The organism is Sphingomonas sp. MJ1 (PH-R8), assembly GCF_048058635.1.
In the GTDB taxonomy this organism is placed as follows: domain Bacteria; phylum Pseudomonadota; class Alphaproteobacteria; order Sphingomonadales; family Sphingomonadaceae; genus Sphingomonas.
In genome coordinates, this window is the sequence record NZ_JBBEFX010000005.1 from 46,230 (window position 1) to 63,015 (window position 16,786).

Sequence of the window (16,786 nt, forward strand, 5' to 3'; positions counted from 1 at the left end):
GCTGATCGATGCACCCTTTCCGCGCGGCGCTGCTGCTCGCCACTGCACTTGTTCCCGCAACCGCCGCCGCACGGCAGCACGCGCCCGCCGCATCGACCGCCAAGCCACCGGCGCCGGCCCCGGTCGCGCCGCTCGCCTATACCGAGCGGACGCTGGCGAACGGGCTGAAGGTCTATGCGATCCGCGACACCTCCACCGCCAATGTCGCGGTGCAGGTCTGGTACGACGTCGGCTCGAAGGACGATCCGCGCGGGCGATCGGGCTTTGCGCACATGTTCGAGCATCTGATGTTCAAGCAGACGCGCAACCTGCCGTCCGAGGCGTTCGACCGGCTGACCGAGGACGTGGGCGGCTACAACAACGCTTCGACGGCCGACGACTACACCAACTACTTCGAGGTCGTTCCGGCCAATCACCTGGAGCGGCTGCTGTTCGCAGAGGCCGATCGCATGGCGACGCTGGTGGTGGAGCCGACCAGCTTCGCCTCCGAACGCGGCGTGGTGAAGGAGGAGCTGCGCAGCCGCGTGTTCGCGCAGCCCTATGGCAAGCTGTTCGGCTTTTACCTGCCGATGATCTCCTACACCCGCCATCCCTATGCGCGACCCGGGATCGGCAGCATCGAGGATCTGGACGCGGCCACGATCGACGACATCCGCGCGTTCCACGCGACCTATTACCGGCCGGACAATGCGGTGCTGGTGGTGGCGGGCAACTTCGACCCCGCCGAGCTCGCCCGCTGGGTGGACCAGTATTTCGCGCCCGTCGCCAAGCCGAACCGGCCGATCCCGCGCGTGGCGGTGAAGGAGCCGCCGCGCACCGCGGCCACGCGGCACGTCGTCCATGCCGAGAACACGCCCCTTCCGGCGGTGGTGCTGAGCTACCAGGTGCCGCCCGACAACCACCCGGACCAGGCCGCACTCGCGGTGCTGAACGCGGTGCTTTCGACCGGGCGCAACTCGCGGCTGTACCAGGCGCTGGTCTATCGCGATCAGCTCGCCCAGTCGGCCGAGACCTATCTGGACAGCAAGAAGGATACCGGCGTGCTCGCGGCCTATGCGATCGCCGCCGGGGGCAAGGACATCGGCGCGGTCGAAGCCGGGCTGAAGCGGGAAGTGGCACGGCTGCGCGACGCGCCGATCACCGCCGCCGAGCTAGCGGAGGCCAAGAACGAGATCCTGGCCGCCGCACTCGCCCGGCGCGAAACCGCCGAAGGCCGCGCCTTCACGCTCGCCAACAGCGTGATCGTCAACGGCGATCCCCGCGCCGCCGACCGCCAGCTCGCCGCGATTGCCAAGGTCGATGCCGCCGCGGTCCAGCGCGTCGCCCGCCGCTATCTGGGCGAGAACCAGGTGGCGGTTCTGCAATATCTGTTGCAGGCCGAGGGTGCAGCCCCAGACGACTCGATCCGCATCGCCCCGACCGTCGAGACCCGTGCGCTGACCATCCCCGCGGGCGTGGCGGTGCATCAGGTCGCATCGGATGGCGAGCGCAAGCCGCTGCCCCAGCCCGGTCCTGTCGCGACCGCGGCGCTTCCCGCACGCACGGAGACGCGGCTCGCAAACGGGCTGCGGCTCGTGACCGTACCCAAGCCCGGCCTGCCGCTGGTCGCCGCAACGATGGTGGTCGACACGCGCGAGCTCTCCGCGCCGACGCGCCGGCCGGAGCCCAGCTGGTTCGCGACCGAGCTGCTGACCGAAGGCACCCGCACCCGCTCCGCCACGCAGATCGCGGCGGAGGTGGAGGCGCTGGGCGCATCGCTCGACACGGACGCAGAGGACGACGGCGCGAGCGTCTCGCTGCTGGTGGGCACCAACGGGCTCGCTCCGGCGATGGGCATTCTGGCCGATGTGGTCCGTAATCCCGCGTATGATCCCAAGGAGATCGAGCGGGTCCGCACCCAGTGGATCGATGCGCTCCAGATCGAGCAGTCGGATCCCGGTTCGCTCGCCGGCAAGGTCGCGGCGCGCGCGGTGTTCGGCGACAGCCGCTATGGCAAGGTGGGGACCGAAACCAGCTATCGCGGCGTGACCCGCGAGCAGATCGTCGCCTCCCATGGCGAAGCCTGGCGCCCGGATCGCGCGACGCTGATCCTGGTCGGCGACATCACGCCCGCCAAGGCGCAGGCCATGGCCGAGCAGCTGTTCGGCGACTGGCAGGCAAGCGGCGCCAGCGCCGCGGCACCGACGGAGCCCGCGCTTCCAGCGAAGCCCCGCGTCGTCGTGGTCGACCTGCCCGGCAGCGGGCAGGCGGCGGTGGTGGTGTCGCGTGCGGCGCTGTCGCGCGGCGATCCGCGCTTCCCGGCCGCGCGGCTTGCGAGCACGGTGCTGGGCGGCGGCTTCTCGTCGCGGCTCAACCAGGAAATCCGAATCAAGCGTGGGCTTTCCTACGGGGCACGCAGCGCTCTTGCCGGCGACCGTGGCGTGGGTCCGTTCAGCGCGACCGTGCAGACCAAGAACGAGTCCGCGCCCGAGGTGGTGGACCTGATCGTCGCGGAGCTGCGCCGCATCGGCCGCGATCCGGTGCCTGCCGCCGAACTCGCGACGCGCAAGGCGGTGCTGTCGGGCGGCTTCAGCCGCGATGTCGAGACGCGCGGCGGCCTGGCGGGCAAGCTCGGCGCCTATGTACTGGCGGGCCAGCCGGTGAACGCGATCGATCAGGCGCTCGCCGAGATCGAGGGCGTCGATGCGCAGGCGGTGCAGCAGGTGGCGGCCCAGGTGCTCGATCCGGCCGGCGCGAGCATCGTCGTGGTCGGTGATGCCAAGCAGTTCGCGGAAACGCTTCGCCCGCGCTACCCGCAGGCCGAGGTCATCCAGGCCAGCGCGCTCGACCTCGACACGCCGAAGCTGACGCGCTGATCGGGGCACGGGCCAGGGAGTGACGGTGCGGCGCCTGGGACGGATTGGCAGGCGGCAGGTCGCGGTGACCGCGGTCGCCGCGGCCGCCCTGGCCTTCTCGCTGCATGCCGGGCGCATCGCGCTCGACCAGCAGCAGCGCGCCGCCGCCCGCCGCATGGCCCTGCCCCCGCGCAGCACGGCGCAGGCGGAGGCGCCGCCCTTCTCCGGCGCGCTCGCCGCGCCACAGGCGGGGACCACCGGCACCGCGCCGCTGCCGGACCTCCCAATCCCCGCGCTCGCCGCGCTAGAGGGAGATGGGTCGATCGTGCCCGCCCGGCCCTTTCGCGCGCGCGGCAGCGTGCTCGACCAGGCGCGCGCGCTCGAATGCCTCACGGCAGCGATCTATTACGAGGCGGCGAACGAGCCCGACGACGGGCAACGCGCGGTGGCGCAGGTGGTGCTCAATCGCGTGCGCCATCCCGCCTTTCCCGCCACCGTATGCGGCGTGGTCTACCAGGGTTCGGAGCGGCGCGGCTGCCAGTTCAGCTTCGCCTGCGACGGCGCCATGGCCCGGCAGCGCGTCCCCGCCGCCTGGGCACGCGCGCGGCGCGTCGCGGCACAGGCGCTGAGCGGCGCGGTGTTCGCGCCGGTGGGGCTCGCCACCCACTATCACACCTATGCGGTCACCCCGGCGTGGAACCGCTCGCTGGTGATGACGGGCGCGTTCGGGGCGCATTTCTTTCACCGCTGGAAGGGGTGGTGGGGCACGGCCGATGCGTTCAGCGATCGCTATTCCGGGCGCGAGCCCCCGCCGGGGCCGCACCTGCCCTCGCCGCTCGACCCGCTCCCGCTTCCGCAAACCGCTGCGGGCGCACCTCCGCCCCCGACGCTGCAACCGGGTACCGATGCGCCCGAAGTGCGCCCCGCGCCCGCCCCGGCGCCACCCGCGGCCGACGACAAGCTGCCGGAATCGACAGTGCTCGACCGGTGGAAGGACTCGGGCAAGCCGTTGCGCTGAAACGAACGACGCCCCGCCGTTGCCGGCGAGGCGTCCTGGTTCGTGATCATCGGGCTCAGCGGCGGGGGCCGTGATACCCCTGGCGATCATGCTTCTGATACTTGGTGCGTGCCATCAGCCGGTCGAGCCGCTGGTCGAGGTCACGCCGCTCGCCCACCGAGAGGCCACCGCCGCTGCGGCGATAGCGGTTCTCGAGCTGCGCGATCTGGCGGTACTCGGCGCGGAGGCGGGTAGCCTCGCGGCGATCGAGGCGGCCGCTGCGCACACCCTGGTCGATGCGCTGCTCGACGGTTGCCTGGCGCTGGTTGATGTTCTGCCACGGCGCCGCGCTCGCGGCGGTGGGCAGCGCGGTCGCGGCGATCCCCAGGCCCGCGATCAGCAGTGCGATCTTCTTCATGGCTTCACTCCTCAAGTCCGACCTTCGTTCGGTCGAGAAGCAATCTGGGGCCGCGCCGTCGCTGGATCGTGTCAGCAATACCGCTTTTGTGTCGCCGATTGTCGCAACCGCGACCGCATCGTTCATCTTCCGCCACCCCGGGTGGGAGCGCTCTGCCTGCATAAAAATCGGGCGGCTCGCCGGAAGACGGACCGCCCAAGGGGGACTGGTCGGGAGGGAACGGAAGTCGTGCGCGTCTCAGGCGGCGCGGGTGCGCGTGCTCGCCAGCCGGCCGCGGCCGATGCTGGTCAAAAGCGTCTCGAACTGATGCGTGCTGAACCCTGCGGAGAAGAAGCGGGCGATCTCGGACTTGGGCAGGTTGTCGCCGCGATGCCAGGCAAGCACCGACAGGCGGCGCAGCGCCTCCAGCTTGGGATCGGCGAGCGGCAGGCGCGGGCGGGCGCCGAACAGCGACCCCAGTGCCGTCAGGATCGGGCCGGGCTGACGGAGGCTTCCCAGGCGTTCGTTGCGGGCGATCGCCACGACCGACCATTCGAGCGGCGACAGCCCGGCCTGGACCGGCACCGGATCGGCCTGCGGCACGATGGGAGCCGCCGCCGCCTTCGCAGCGGCAGCGCCGCCCAACTCGCTGAATGTCAGATACGCCATTGGCCTTCCCTCCGTTTGGGTGGGCAGGTCAGCGGCGGTGCCGTCGTCGTGCCCTCAATACCTACTGACCGGTACAGAAGACAATTCGAGCCGTCAACGGGATATTTGTACTCATTGGTAGTTTTTAGCGAAACCCAGCGTTCAGGCGCTCGGCCACATCGCCAGGCTGGTATCCACCAACGCGTTCAACGCCTCGCTGCTGGCACCCGCGCCCGCCTGCACCGTCATGCCCTGGAGAATGGCCACTAGGTACGCGGTGAGACCCTGCGGATCGACGTGCGCGGGCAGGTCCCCCTCTGCCTTGGCGCGCTCGAAACGGGCGACCAGCGCGGCCTGCGAAGAGGCGCGTCGCTTCAGGACCTCCTCGCGGATCGACTCCGCGTCCGCTCCGCAGGCGACCGAGCTGATCACGCCCAGGCAGCCGCGCGGCCCGGAGGTGCTCGCATGGCTTTCCACCGCGCCGCGCAACAGCCGCTCGGCGACTTCGCGGGCGGTCGGCGCTTCCAGCGCGACGCTGATATAGCTGAGCTTTTCGCGCTCGTAGAGGTCGAGCGCCTTGCGGAACAGCGACTCCTTGTTGCCGAAGGCGGCATAGAGGCTCGGGCGCGTGATCCCCATCGCCTCCGTCAGGTCGGACAGCGAAGCGCCCTCATAGCCCTTGCTCCAGAACACCCGCAGCGCGGCGGCCAAGGCTTCCTCGACATCGAATTCGCGGGGACGACCCCGTCCGGAACAGCAAAGCGCGGCTTTCATAATTCCCGTCATATAAGCAACTTAGCGCCCACGGCTAGAGCTGACGCAAGGCGCGTGCCGGACGAATGCCCAGGATCGGAAGCGCGCCCAGGATGCCGATGACCAGCGTCACCCCCGCCCCGACCGCAAGCGTTCCCAATACCGCCGGATAGTCCGGCAGCCATCCGAACGCGAACACCTCCACCACGACGTACCAGGCGCCCATCAGCCCGAGCGCCAGCGCCAGGGCCGCGATGGCAGCACTCAGCAACGCATATTCGAGCGCCTGCACCGCCAGCACCTGCGCCCGCGTGGCGCCCAGCGTCTTCAGGATCACGCCGTCATAGGTGCGCGCCTCCCGCGCCGCGGCGATCGCGCCGATCAGCACGGCGATGCCCGCAAGAATCGCGACGGAGGCAGCGGCGGCGATGGCGGTCGCCATCTGGCTGACGATCGTGCGCACCTGCTCCACGACGCCGCGCACCTCCACCACGGAGACGGAGGGGAAGCGCGGCAGCAGTGCGCGAGTGACCGCGCCCTCCTGCCCCTTCGCCAGGTCGATCGTGGCGGCCAGGTTGTGCGGCACGTCGGAGATGGCGTTGGGGCTGAACACCATCACGAAGTTGAAGCCGAGGCTGTCCCAGTGGATGCGGCGGAAGGAGGCGACGCGCGCCTCCCGCTCGACGCCGAGCACCGAATAGCGGATCGGGTCGCCGATCTTGAGGTCCAGGGCCCGCGCGAGATCGACGTCGAGCGACACCAGCGGCGGGCCGGCATAGCCGGCCGGCCACCATTTGCCCTCCACCAGTTCGTTGCCCTCCGGAAGCGTCTCCGAATAGGTGAGGCCACGCTCGCCCCGAAGCGCCCAGGCACCTTCCGGCAGCGTCTCGAGGTCGGCGACGCGCGTCCCGGCATAAGCGGTGATCGTGCCGCGCATCAGCGGGACCATCCGCAGCTCTGCCTGGGGCGCAACGCCGGTGACCGTGCGGCGGAACAGATCGACCTGGTCGCGGGGCACGTCGAGCGCGAACAGCGCCGGCGCCTTTTGCGGGATGGTCTCGCGGATGTTGGCGTCGATGCTGGTGCGGATCGCGGCCAGCAGCACGAACAGCGTGAGGCCGAGCCCAAGCGCCACCACCAGCGTAACCGTACGCGCGCCTGGCCGGTGGAGCCCGGTGAGCGCCAGTCGCAGCAGCGGGCCACGAGGACGCGGCAAGCGCGCCGCGAGCCAGCGCACGCCCCAGCCGAAGGCCGCGAGCAGCAGCAGCGTGCCGGCGATGGTGGCGAGGAAGCTGGCGGTGAACCACGGCTGCTCGGCAGTGGCGACCGCGATCGCGACCACCAGGAGCCCCGCCCCGCCCGTCCACGGCAGCACCCGCCGCCAGGGCGCGCGCCGCAGATCGAGGCTGCCGCGCAGCAGGCCCGCGGCGGGCACGGCGCCTGCCCGAACCAGCGGCGGCGCGGTGAAGGCGAGCGCGGTCAGCAGGCCATAGCCGGCGGCGAGCGCCAGCGGTGCCGGATGGATCGCAAACTCCGGTGCCACCGGCAGCACGTCGCCCGCCACCCACAGGATCAGCGGCACGGCGGCGATGCCCGCCACCAGCCCCAGCAGGATGCCGACGCCGGCGACCACCGCGACCTGAAGCAGGTAGACGCGCGCGATGCCGCCCGAGGTCGCGCCCAGCACCTTCAACGCGGCGATGCTGCCGCGGCGGGTGGCCAGATAGGAGCCCACGCCATTGCCGACGCCGATCCCGGCGATGGCCAGCGCGGCAAGTCCCACCAGCACCAGGAACTGGCCCATGCGGTCCAGGAAGCGCGCGGCGCCCGGTGATGCGCGGTCGCGGGTCTTCGCCTCCCATCCGCCATCGGGGAAGGCTGCCTTGACCGCCTCTGCCGCCGCGGCCGGCGCGCGATCGGCGGGGAGCGCGATCCGGTACTTGGTCTCGTAGAGGCTGCCCGGCTGGATCAGGCCGGTGCGGGCGACACCCTCCAGCGAGACGATCGCGACGGGGCCGAGGGTGAACCCCTCCCCCAGCCGGTCGGGCTCGTCGGCGATGATGCCGGTGATGGTGAAGCGCGCGCTTCCCAGGCGAAGCTGCTGCCCCACGCCGACGCGCAACCGCTCTGCAAGGCCGGGGGCGATCCAGACGCGCGTCGGATCGGCGGGATGAGCGATGCTGCCGTCGGCAAGGCGCAGGTTGCCGTAGAGCGGGTAGCTGCGATCCACCGCCTTGAGCGTGACCGGCACCGTCTGGGGGCTCTCGGCACCGCCTTCCCGCACCGCCATCGCCTGCATGCCCGTCGTCTCGGAGACCCTGCCGAGCCGGGCAAAGGCTGCGCGCTCCGCCTCGGTCGCAGCACGTTGCGAGGTGGCGAACTCGACGTCGCCGCCCAGGATCGCCGCGCCGCGCGCCTTGAGCTCGCCGTCGATCGCCGCCGACAGGCTGCCGATCGCCGCCAGTGCCCCAACGCCCAGGAACATGCACACCAGCAGCAGCCGCAAGCCGCGGAACCGCCCGTGCAGTTCCCGCCGTGCGAGCCGCCAGGCCAGCCGCCACTCGTTCACTTGGTCTCGTCCCGCACGATCCGGCCGTCTGCCAGGGAGACGATGCGGTCGCAGCGCTCGGCAAGCGCCGGGTCATGGGTGATGACGACCAGCGTGGCGCCGGTGGCGGCGCGCCGCTCGAACAACAGGTCCATGATCGCAGCGCCCGTCGCGGCGTCGAGGTTGCCGGTCGGCTCGTCCGCGAACACGATCTCCGGACGTCCGGCGAGCGCGCGGGCGATGGCGACGCGCTGCTGCTCGCCACCCGAAAGCTGCGCGGGATAATGGTTGAGGCGATGGCCAAGCCCGACCGCCTGCAGTTCCGCCTCGGCGCGTGCGAACGCATCCGTGTCGCCGGCCAGTTCCATCGGCACGGCGACATTCTCGAGCGCGGTCATGGTGGGCAGCAGGTGGAATGCCTGGAGCACGATGCCGATCCGTCCCCGCCGCGCCCTTGCCAGCGCATCCTCGTCGAGCGCGCCGAAGTCGAGGCCAGCCACGTGCACGCTGCCCCCCGTCGCCCGCTCCAGTCCGGAAAGCACCGCCATCAGCGACGACTTGCCCGAGCCCGATGCGCCCAGCAGCGCCAGGCTGGTGCCACGCGCCACCGAAAGGGTGATCCCGCGCAGGATCGGCGTGGCGGCGTCGCCGTTGCCGAGGGTCAAGGTGACATCACGCGCGGCGATCACCATATCGCCGTGGTTCGTTTCGGGCATGTCGGAGGATCGCATTGGAGGATGGTAGCTTTCGTTATGGAGCGGGTACGCTGCTTCTCCAAGCCTTGCTGCTCGCAGGCTGCGATGATCGAGGGGCGCAAGAGGTTCCGGCCGAACAGGCGAACGTGCCGGTGAACGGCGCACAGGCGGCCGCGGCACCCGCGGCGAGCGTGCCCCAGGGGCCGGAGCGGCTGGTGCTGGCGTTCGGCGACAGCCTCTATGCAGGCTACGGCCTGGCGCGGGGACAGAGCTTCCCGGACGGATTGCAGACGGCGCTCCGCGGCGCCGGCATCAACGCCACGGTGGTGAACGCGGGCGTGTCCGGCGACACGACCGCGGCCGGTCGCCAGCGGCTCGCCTTCTCGCTCGACAATCTGAAGCGCACGCCGGATCTGGTGGTGCTGGGCCTGGGCGGCAACGACGTGCTGCGCCAGATCCCGCCGGCCACCACCCGCGAAAACCTGAAGGTGATGCTGGACGAGCTGAAGCGCCGCAAGATCCCCGTCGTGCTCACCGGCATGATGGCGCCGCCGAATTTGGGGGCGGACTATGCAGGCGCGTTCAACCGCATCTTCCCCGAGCTCGCCGAGGAATATGACGCGGTGCTCTACCCGTTCGTGCTGAACGGCGTGATCGGCAACCCTGCGCTGATGCAGGCCGATCGGGTGCACCCGAACGCCAAGGGCGTGCAACAGATGGTCACGCGCATCGCGCCGGTGGTAACGGAGCGGCTGCAGCGGCTGAGTTGATTCATACGCCTGTTGCCGAAGATCTCTGCCTCACCGGCCTGCTGCACCCGGGCACTTTTCACTCCTGAGCGTACCTACATCGTCCTAAGGCGGGACGCAGCGTTACGATTATTATGAAATCGACGGCGCTGCTGTAGGAAAGCTGTTATCCTACGCGACCAGTTGCCGTTCGTGCGGTCGAATGGACTTGCGGTGTAGGTGGGGAGCGGTTGGATGAAGATCACGGCCGTGGCGTGTCTCTGTCTAGTGGCACAGTTCGCCGGCACATCGGCTTGGGCTCTTGCAGGCTCGTTCGATGATCATCGCGCGCGTGCAATCCGTCTGGACGGGAGAGAGGCCTGTCCGCTGCCAGAGGGCTGGAATGCTGTAGCAGCGCGGAATCCCCGCTTCGTGATCTTCGGCGAAACGCATGGAACCCAGCAGGCGCCCGCCTTTGTCGGGGACGTCGCGTGTGCATTGGCCGTAAGAGGTAAGCGCATTCTGGTTGCGGTCGAACATTCCTCCACGGACGATGCTGCCTTTCAAGCGGCTTGGCGCCTTCCAGCCGCGCAATTCTCCGAGGCCATGAAACGCGCGGGCTGGGCAGGTCGCAGCGACGGCGTCGCTAGTGAGGCGATGCTGATCCTGCTCGAACAACTTCACCAACTGGCTCAAAGTGGTCGGTCGATCGACATCGTCGCGTTCAACGGCACCAAGGACGAGGCTCAAGGCCGCCGTCTCGCGCATCTGCCCGGCCAGGGGCCGCACGAGGCGGCACAGGCTGAAAACATCCGCGTCGCGGCTGCTGCACGGCCGTACGACCACGTTCTGGTGCTGGTCGGAAGTCTTCACGCGAAAAAGCGCGTTGTTCAACATTCTGGCGCGATGTTCGAAACGATGGCGATGCGCCTTGGTTCACCGCCGGCCGTCGTCTCGCTGCACATGGAAACAGCCGGAGGCACGGCGTGGAACTGCCAATTGAAGCCAGGCATGATCCCTGGGCCGGACAAGCGGATCACCTCCGAGGACCTGGAATGCGCCGCTCATCCCATCAGCGGGCACGCCAACCTCCGGCGGAAGCCGTTCATCGCGCTGGGCGCCCTTCCAGGAGCAGATCCGAACCCCGATTACGACGGGGTGTTCTGGCTCGGCACCGTCAGCGGCTCCCCGCCAGCGGTGAAAGAACCAGGATCGCGAGAGTCAGCAGCGCAATCCCTCAAACCGTGAAGCTCTCCCCGCAGCCGCAGGCGCCCTTGGCGTTGGGGTTGTTGAACACGAAGCCGGCGGTGAAATCGTCCTCCACCCAGTCCATGGTCGAGCCGACCAGGTACAGGATCGAGCCGCCGTCCACGAACAGCGTGCCGCTGGGCGTATCGATGCGCTCGTCGAACGGCTTGGCCTCGATGACATAGTCGACGGAGTAGGCGAGGCCCGAACAGCCGCGGCGCGGCGTCGAGAGCTTGACGCCGATCGCGCCCTCGGGCGCCTTGGCCATCAGGTCGGCGATGCGCTGCTCGGCCGACGGGGTCAGCGTCAGCGCGGCGGGACGGGGGCGAAGGGTGGTGGCCATGTCTCGTTCCTCCCTTACAACATGCCGAGTTCGAGCTTGGCCTCGTCGGACATCTTCTGCGGGTCCCAGGGCGGATCCCACACCAGGTTCACCTCGGCCGTGGCGACGCCCGGCACCGCGCCGACGCGCAACTCGACTTCGCCCGGCATCGATTCCGCGACCGGGCAGTGCGGCGTCGTCAGCGTCATGGTAACCGCGACATGGCCACCCTCGGTCACGTCGACGCCGTAGATCAGCCCCAGGTCATAGAGATTGACCGGGATCTCGGGGTCGTAGATCTCCTTCAGCGCCGCGATGACGCCGTCGTAGATTTCGCCGCCCGGCTCGCCGGCCGACACCGGCTCCGGCTTCTGCGCCAGGAAGCCTTCCAGATAGTCGCGGCGGCGCGGCTCCGCTGCCGCATCGACCACCTCGTCCACGCGCGCCTTGCGCGGCGCGTCCACCGTGTCGACTTCTTCCACCGCGATCCTGCGTGTCTCGTCCATTACCCGAAGATCCTGCTCACTCGTTCCAGTCCGCGCACCAGCGCATCCACGTCGGCGGCCGAATTATAGACGCCGAAGCTCGCGCGCGCGGTCGCCGGCACGCCGAGCCGGTCCATCAGCGGCTGTGCGCAATGGTGGCCGGCGCGGATCGCCACGCGTTCCTCGTCCAAGATGGTGCCGATGTCGTGCGGATGCACCCCCTGAAACGCAAAGCTGACGATGCCGGCGGAATCCTCCGGCCCGAACAGCGTGACCGAGTTGATCCGCCCCAGCCCTTCGCGGGCGGCGGCGACCAACGCCGTCTCGTGCGCGTGGATCGCGTCCAGACCGATGCCCGCGACATAGTCGATCGCGGCATGCAGCCCGAGCACGCCGACGATGTGCGGCGTCCCTGCCTCGAACCGTCCCGGCGGCGGCGCATAGGTGGTGCGCTCGAAGGTCACTCGGTCGATCATCGACCCGCCGCCCTGGTACGGCGGCATCGCTTCGAGCAGCTCCGCCCTGCCCCACAGCACGCCGATGCCGGTGGGACCGTAGAGCTTGTGACCGGAGAAGACGTAGAAGTCGCAGCCGAGCGCAGCCACGTCGACCGGCAGCCGCGCGACCGCCTGGCAACCATCGATCAAGATCTTGGCGCCGACGCCATGCGCAAGCGTCACCGCGCGCTGCACGTCGAGCACGGAGCCCAGCACGTTGGAGACATGGGCGAGCGCGACCAGCTTGTGCTCGGGCCGCAGCATCTGCGCCATCATGTCGAGGTCGATGCGGCCGTCGGCGGTGAGCGGCACCACGTCGATCGCCGCGCCCACGCGCTCGGCGACCATCTGCCACGGCACGATGTTGCTGTGGTGCTCCAGCATCGACAGCAGGATGCGGTCGCCCGCCTTCAGCTGCGTGCCGGCCCAGCACTGCGCGACCAGGTTGATCCCCTCGGTCGCGCCGCGGGTGAAGACGATCTCGTCCGGCGAACGCGCGCCGACGAAGTCCGCCACCCGCCGCCGCGCCGCTTCGAACGCCAGCGTCATGTCGGCCGAGCGCTGGTACACGCCGCGGTGGACGGTGGCATAGGTCTCGCCATAGCCGCGCGCGATCGCATCGAGCACCGGCCGCGGCTTCTGCGCGGTCGCGGCCGTATCGAGATAGGCATAGCCTGGCGGGATCGCCGGGAAATCGGCGACCACGTCGAGCGGACGGGTGTCGGCAAGCACGCTCACAGCGCCGCTTCCAGCCAGCGATCGGCGTCGGCCACGAACGCCTCGCGCACGGTCTCCTGGCCGATGCGGTCGAGCGAGTCTGCCACGAACGCGCGGGTCAGCAGCGCCTTAGCGCGCGGGCGCGGCACGCCGCGGCTCTGGAGATAGAAGAGCGCGCGATTGTCGAGCTCGCCCACGGTCGCGCCATGCGCGCACTTCACGTCGTCGGCAAAGATCTCCAGCTCAGGCTTGAGGTTCACCGTCGCCGTGCGCTGAAGCAGGATGCCGCGGAGCGACTGCTCGCCATCCGTCTTCTGCGCACCGCGCGCGACGTCGACGCGGGCGGCAAGGCTCGCCACCGACTGGTCGGCGGCGACTGCGCGCCAGGTCTGATGGCTGGTGCCGCGTTCGGCGGCGTGGCGCACGGTGACCGCGCACTCCTGCCGCTGTTCGCCGCGGGTCAGCAGCGCGCCGCCCATTTCGGCATAGGCGTCGGTGCCGCTGACGACGAGTTCGCCGTCGATGCGGCTGCCCATGCCGCCCGCGCCCAGGAAGGTCGCGGCATAGCTCGCCGCCTGGCCGACATCGACCTCGTCGCGGATCGAGACGAAGCCGCCTGCCTGGATCAGCCGGACCGAGCGCATCAGCCGCGCACCGCGGGCGAGCTCGATGCGGGTCTGGCGATTGGCCCAGCCGCTGCCGACGAAGGTCTCGACCACGGAGGCCGCGGCATCGGCCGCCAGCACGATCGAGCCGCGCAGGTGATTGCCGCCACCCGAACCGAGATGCACGATCTGGATCGGATCGGTCACTGCCTCCTGGCCCAACTCCAGCGCCCAGCCTTCACCGGGAGCGAAGCGGGCGAGCGGGTGCTCGCTGGTCCAGGTACGGCTGCCGACGGCAACAGGTCCTGGCGCGCTGCGCGCGGCATCATAGACGCCGTCGACGAACACCAGCCGCGGGCCATCGATCGGCAGCAGCGCGGATTCCAGGTCGGGCGCGGGCCCACGCGGGCTCTCGGCCGCACGCTGCAGCGCCGGCAGGTCCGCCCAGCGCCACCGCTCCGACTTGGGCGACGGAAGTTCGAGGGTGCTCACGCCGCCACCTGCGCGTAGCCCTCGCGCTCCAGCTCGAGCGCGAGTTCGGCACCGCCGGTGCGCACGATCCGCCCGTCGGCGAGCACATGGACCACGTCCGGCTTCACATAATCGAGCAGCCGCTGATAGTGGGTAATCAGGATCACCGCCTTGTCGGGCGCACGCATGATCCGGTTGATGCCGTCGCCGACGATGCGCAGCGCGTCGATGTCGAGGCCGGAGTCGGTCTCGTCCAGGATCGCGAGCTTGGGATCGAGGATGCCCATCTGGACCATCTCGTTGCGCTTCTTCTCGCCGCCGGAGAAGCCGACATTGACCGGGCGCTTGAGCATTTCCGCGTCCATGCTGAGCGCATCGGCCTGTGCGCGGGCGAGCTTCAGGAACTCACCGCCCGACAGCAGCTTTTCGTCGCGGGTCTTGCGCTGGGCGTTCAGCGCCTCGCGCAGGAACTGGACGTTGGAGACGCCGGGGATCTCGACCGGATATTGGAAGCCCAGGAACAGGCCGGCAGCGGCGCGTGCGTCCGCCTCCATCTCCAGCAGGTCCTCGCCGCCAAAGGTCACCGAACCCTCGGTCACTTCATAGCCCGGACGGCCGCCGAGCACATAGCCGAGCGTCGATTTGCCGGCGCCGTTCGGCCCCATGATCGCGTGCACTTCGCCCGCATTCACGGTCAGCGAAAGGCCCTTCAGGATCGGCTTGCCGTCGATCTCGGCGTGCAGGTTTTCAATCTTCAGCATGGATGACTTCCAGAACTTTCCATTGTCCGAGCAGCGCGCGCCGCCCCGTAGTACCAAGCGCCCGTGCGTCGATCAGCCGACCGAGCCTTCGAGCGAAATCCCCAGCAGCTTCTGCGCCTCGACCGCGAACTCCATCGGCAGCTGCTGCAGCACCTCGCGGGCGAAGCCGTTGACGATCAGCGCCACCGCCGCTTCCTGGTCGAGCCCGCGCTGCATCGCGTAGAACAGCTGGTCCTCGCTGATCTTCGACGTCGTCGCCTCATGCTCGATCTGCGCCGACGGATTGCGCACCTCGATGTACGGCACCGTGTGCGCACCGCACTGGTCGCCCAGCAGCAGGCTGTCGCACTGGGTGAAGTTGCGGACGTTCTCCGCGGTCGGCCCGACGCGGACGAGCCCGCGATAGGTGTTGTCCGAGCGCCCGGCCGAAATGCCCTTCGACACGATCGTCGAACGGCTGCCTTTGCCGAGGTGGATCATCTTGGTGCCGGTATCGGCCTGCTGGCGATTGTTGGTGACGGCCACCGAATAGAATTCGCCGACGCTGTTCTCGCCCGCCAGCACGCAGCTCGGATACTTCCAGGTGATGGCGGAGCCGGTCTCGACCTGCGTCCACGACACCTTGGAGTTCTTGCCCTGGCAGAGCGCGCGCTTGGTGACGAAGTTGTAGATGCCGCCGACGCCATTCTCGTCGCCCGGGTACCAGTTCTGAACGGTGCTGTACTTGATCTCGGCATCGTCCAGCGCGACCAGCTCCACGACGGCGGCGTGCAGTTGGTTCTCGTCGCGCATCGGCGCGGTGCAGCCCTCGAGGTAGCTGACGTACGCGCCCTTGTCGGCGACGATCAGCGTCCGCTCGAACTGGCCGGTGTTCTCCGCGTTGATGCGGAAATAGGTCGACAGCTCCATCGGGCAGCGCACGCCCTCGGGAATGTAGACGAAGGTGCCGTCCGAAAACACCGCGGAGTTCAGCGTCGCGAAGTAGTTATCCCGCTGCGGCACGACCTTGCCGAGCCACTTGCGGACGAGATCGGGATATTCGCGGATCGCTTCCGAGATCGAGCGGAAGATGACGCCAGCGGCCTCCAGCTCCTTGCGGAAAGTGGTGGCGACCGAAACGCTGTCGAACACCGCGTCGACCGCGACCTTGCGCGCGCCCTCGACCCCGGCGAGCATCTTCTGCTCCTCGATGGGGATGCCGAGCTTTTCATAGACGCGCAGGATCTCGGGATCCACCTCGTCCAGGCTGCCGAGCTTCGGCTTCGCCTTGGGTTCGGCGTAATAGTAGGCGTCCTGATAGTCGATCGGCGGGACGTTGAGCTTCGACCAGTCCGGCGCCTCCATCGTCTGCCACAGGCGGAACGCCTTCAGGCGCCAGTCGAGCATCCATTCGGGCTCGGCCTTCTTGGCGCTGATGTAGCGGACGGTGTCCTCGCTCAGCCCCTTGGGCGCGAAGTCCTGCTCGATGTCCGAGGAGAAGCCCCACTCGTACTTCTTGTTGGCGGCGGCGAGCGCCTCTGCGTTCTTGGTAGCCATTATGCGTGCACTCCGGCACCCGGGCGAAGCGCGGGGTCCAGTTGGGAAAGGGTTGGTTCAACAGGCTCGGGGCCTGCAGAGGAAGAAATCGTCGCCAGGCTGACCGAGGCGAGCGCGTCGCGGACCAGCGCGTTGACGCCGCCCCAGTGCGGGCGGACCCGGCAGCTGCCCTCCACCGCGCAGTCGTGGCGCTCCGCGTCGACGCAGGTAGTGAGCGCGATCGGCCCTTCCACCGCCTCCACGATGTCGGCAAGCGAAATCGCCGCCGCGGGCCGTGCCAGCCGGAAGCCGCCGGCCGCACCTCGCCCGGTCTCGACCAGCCCGGCCGCCGACAACCGGCTCACCAGCTTCTGGACGGTCGGCAGCGGCAGGCCCGTGTCCTCGGCCAGCCGCGTCGCGTTGAGCCGCGCCACGCCACCGCAGTGGCGCGCGGTCGCGCTCATCATCACGACGGCATAGTCGGCAAGGCTGGAAAGTCGCATGGCTCCCAATCGGATCATTCCGGTCTGAATTGCAAATGGGAGCAGCGACCCTTGGGGTCAAC

At 69.3% G+C, this 16,786-nt stretch carries 16 protein-coding genes; 4 read left to right on the forward strand and 12 right to left on the reverse strand.

What is annotated here, in order from left to right; genetic code table 11:
* Positions 1-8 precede the first annotated feature (8 nt).
* Positions 9-2,855, forward strand: coding sequence for a M16 family metallopeptidase (locus VPH46_RS06160; RefSeq protein ID WP_416609716.1), 2,847 nt, complete (start codon positions 9-11; stop codon positions 2,853-2,855).
* Positions 2,856-2,880: 25 nt separating this feature from the next.
* Positions 2,881-3,852, forward strand: coding sequence for a cell wall hydrolase (locus VPH46_RS06165; protein ID WP_416609718.1), 972 nt, complete (start codon positions 2,881-2,883; stop codon positions 3,850-3,852).
* A gap of 55 nt (positions 3,853-3,907) precedes the next feature.
* On the opposite strand, the gene VPH46_RS06170 is transcribed toward VPH46_RS06165, so the two are convergent.
* The 5 genes from VPH46_RS06170 to VPH46_RS06190 all read right to left on the reverse strand — a co-directional run bounded on the left by VPH46_RS06170 (position 3,908) and on the right by VPH46_RS06190 (position 8,893).
* Positions 3,908-4,249 carry a hypothetical protein gene (locus tag VPH46_RS06170; protein WP_416609720.1) on the reverse strand — a complete coding sequence of 114 codons (342 nt, stop codon included), beginning with the start codon at positions 4,247-4,249 and terminating at the stop codon, positions 3,908-3,910.
* Between the two features lie 237 nt (positions 4,250-4,486).
* The gene (locus tag VPH46_RS06175; protein WP_125961986.1) at positions 4,487-4,897 is read right to left on the reverse strand and encodes a hypothetical protein; all 411 of its coding nucleotides are present in this window, start codon (positions 4,895-4,897) and stop codon (positions 4,487-4,489) included.
* A 141-nt stretch (positions 4,898-5,038) separates the two neighbouring features.
* A complete protein-coding gene (locus VPH46_RS06180; protein WP_125961985.1) occupies positions 5,039-5,662 on the reverse strand; it encodes a TetR/AcrR family transcriptional regulator in 624 nt (207 codons plus the stop codon).
* A 22-nt stretch (positions 5,663-5,684) separates the two neighbouring features.
* Complete coding sequence (locus VPH46_RS06185) at positions 5,685-8,198, reverse strand: ABC transporter permease (protein WP_416609723.1); 2,514 nt, start codon at positions 8,196-8,198, stop codon at positions 5,685-5,687.
* On the reverse strand, positions 8,195-8,893 hold the full coding sequence (locus VPH46_RS06190) for an ABC transporter ATP-binding protein (RefSeq protein WP_416609725.1): 699 nt from the start codon (positions 8,891-8,893) through the stop codon (positions 8,195-8,197). The genes VPH46_RS06185 and VPH46_RS06190 overlap by 4 nt, the downstream gene beginning before the upstream one ends.
* Positions 8,894-8,958: 65 nt before the next feature.
* Here VPH46_RS06190 and VPH46_RS06195 point away from each other — a divergent pair, with 65 nt between their 5' ends.
* Positions 8,959-9,642 (forward strand): arylesterase, encoded by a 684-nt coding sequence (locus tag VPH46_RS06195; protein WP_416609727.1) that lies wholly within the window; start codon positions 8,959-8,961, stop codon positions 9,640-9,642.
* Between the two features lie 213 nt (positions 9,643-9,855).
* Positions 9,856-10,848 carry a hypothetical protein gene (locus VPH46_RS06200; protein WP_416609729.1) on the forward strand — a complete coding sequence of 331 codons (993 nt, stop codon included), beginning with the start codon at positions 9,856-9,858 and terminating at the stop codon, positions 10,846-10,848.
* Here VPH46_RS06200 and VPH46_RS06205 read toward each other — a convergent pair.
* The 7 genes from VPH46_RS06205 to VPH46_RS06235 form a co-directional block, all read right to left on the reverse strand.
* Positions 10,838-11,191, reverse strand: a complete 354-nt coding sequence (locus VPH46_RS06205) for a HesB/IscA family protein (RefSeq protein WP_416609731.1) — start codon at positions 11,189-11,191, stop codon at positions 10,838-10,840. The two genes, VPH46_RS06200 and VPH46_RS06205, sit on opposite strands and share 11 nt — an antisense overlap.
* Before the next feature lie 14 nt (positions 11,192-11,205).
* A complete protein-coding gene (locus VPH46_RS06210; RefSeq protein WP_125961981.1) occupies positions 11,206-11,676 on the reverse strand; it encodes an SUF system Fe-S cluster assembly protein in 471 nt (156 codons plus the stop codon).
* On the reverse strand, positions 11,676-12,890 hold the full coding sequence (locus tag VPH46_RS06215) for a cysteine desulfurase (RefSeq protein ID WP_416609733.1): 1,215 nt from the start codon (positions 12,888-12,890) through the stop codon (positions 11,676-11,678). Before VPH46_RS06215 ends, VPH46_RS06210 begins: the two co-directional genes overlap by 1 nt.
* Positions 12,887-13,966, reverse strand: coding sequence for a SufB/SufD family protein (locus tag VPH46_RS06220; protein ID WP_416609735.1), 1,080 nt, complete (start codon positions 13,964-13,966; stop codon positions 12,887-12,889). Before VPH46_RS06220 ends, VPH46_RS06215 begins: the two co-directional genes overlap by 4 nt.
* Positions 13,963-14,706, reverse strand: coding sequence for a Fe-S cluster assembly ATPase SufC (gene sufC, locus VPH46_RS06225; RefSeq protein ID WP_416609737.1), 744 nt, complete (start codon positions 14,704-14,706; stop codon positions 13,963-13,965). The genes VPH46_RS06220 and sufC overlap by 4 nt, the downstream gene beginning before the upstream one ends.
* 72 nt (positions 14,707-14,778) lie before the next feature.
* Positions 14,779-16,242, reverse strand: a complete 1,464-nt coding sequence (sufB, locus tag VPH46_RS06230) for a Fe-S cluster assembly protein SufB (protein ID WP_416609739.1) — start codon at positions 16,240-16,242, stop codon at positions 14,779-14,781.
* Positions 16,242-16,724: an SUF system Fe-S cluster assembly regulator gene (locus VPH46_RS06235; RefSeq protein WP_416609741.1), complete on the reverse strand. Its 483-nt coding sequence runs from the start codon at positions 16,722-16,724 to the stop codon at positions 16,242-16,244. The genes sufB and VPH46_RS06235 overlap by 1 nt, the downstream gene beginning before the upstream one ends.
* Between the last annotated feature and the right edge of the window lie 62 nt (positions 16,725-16,786).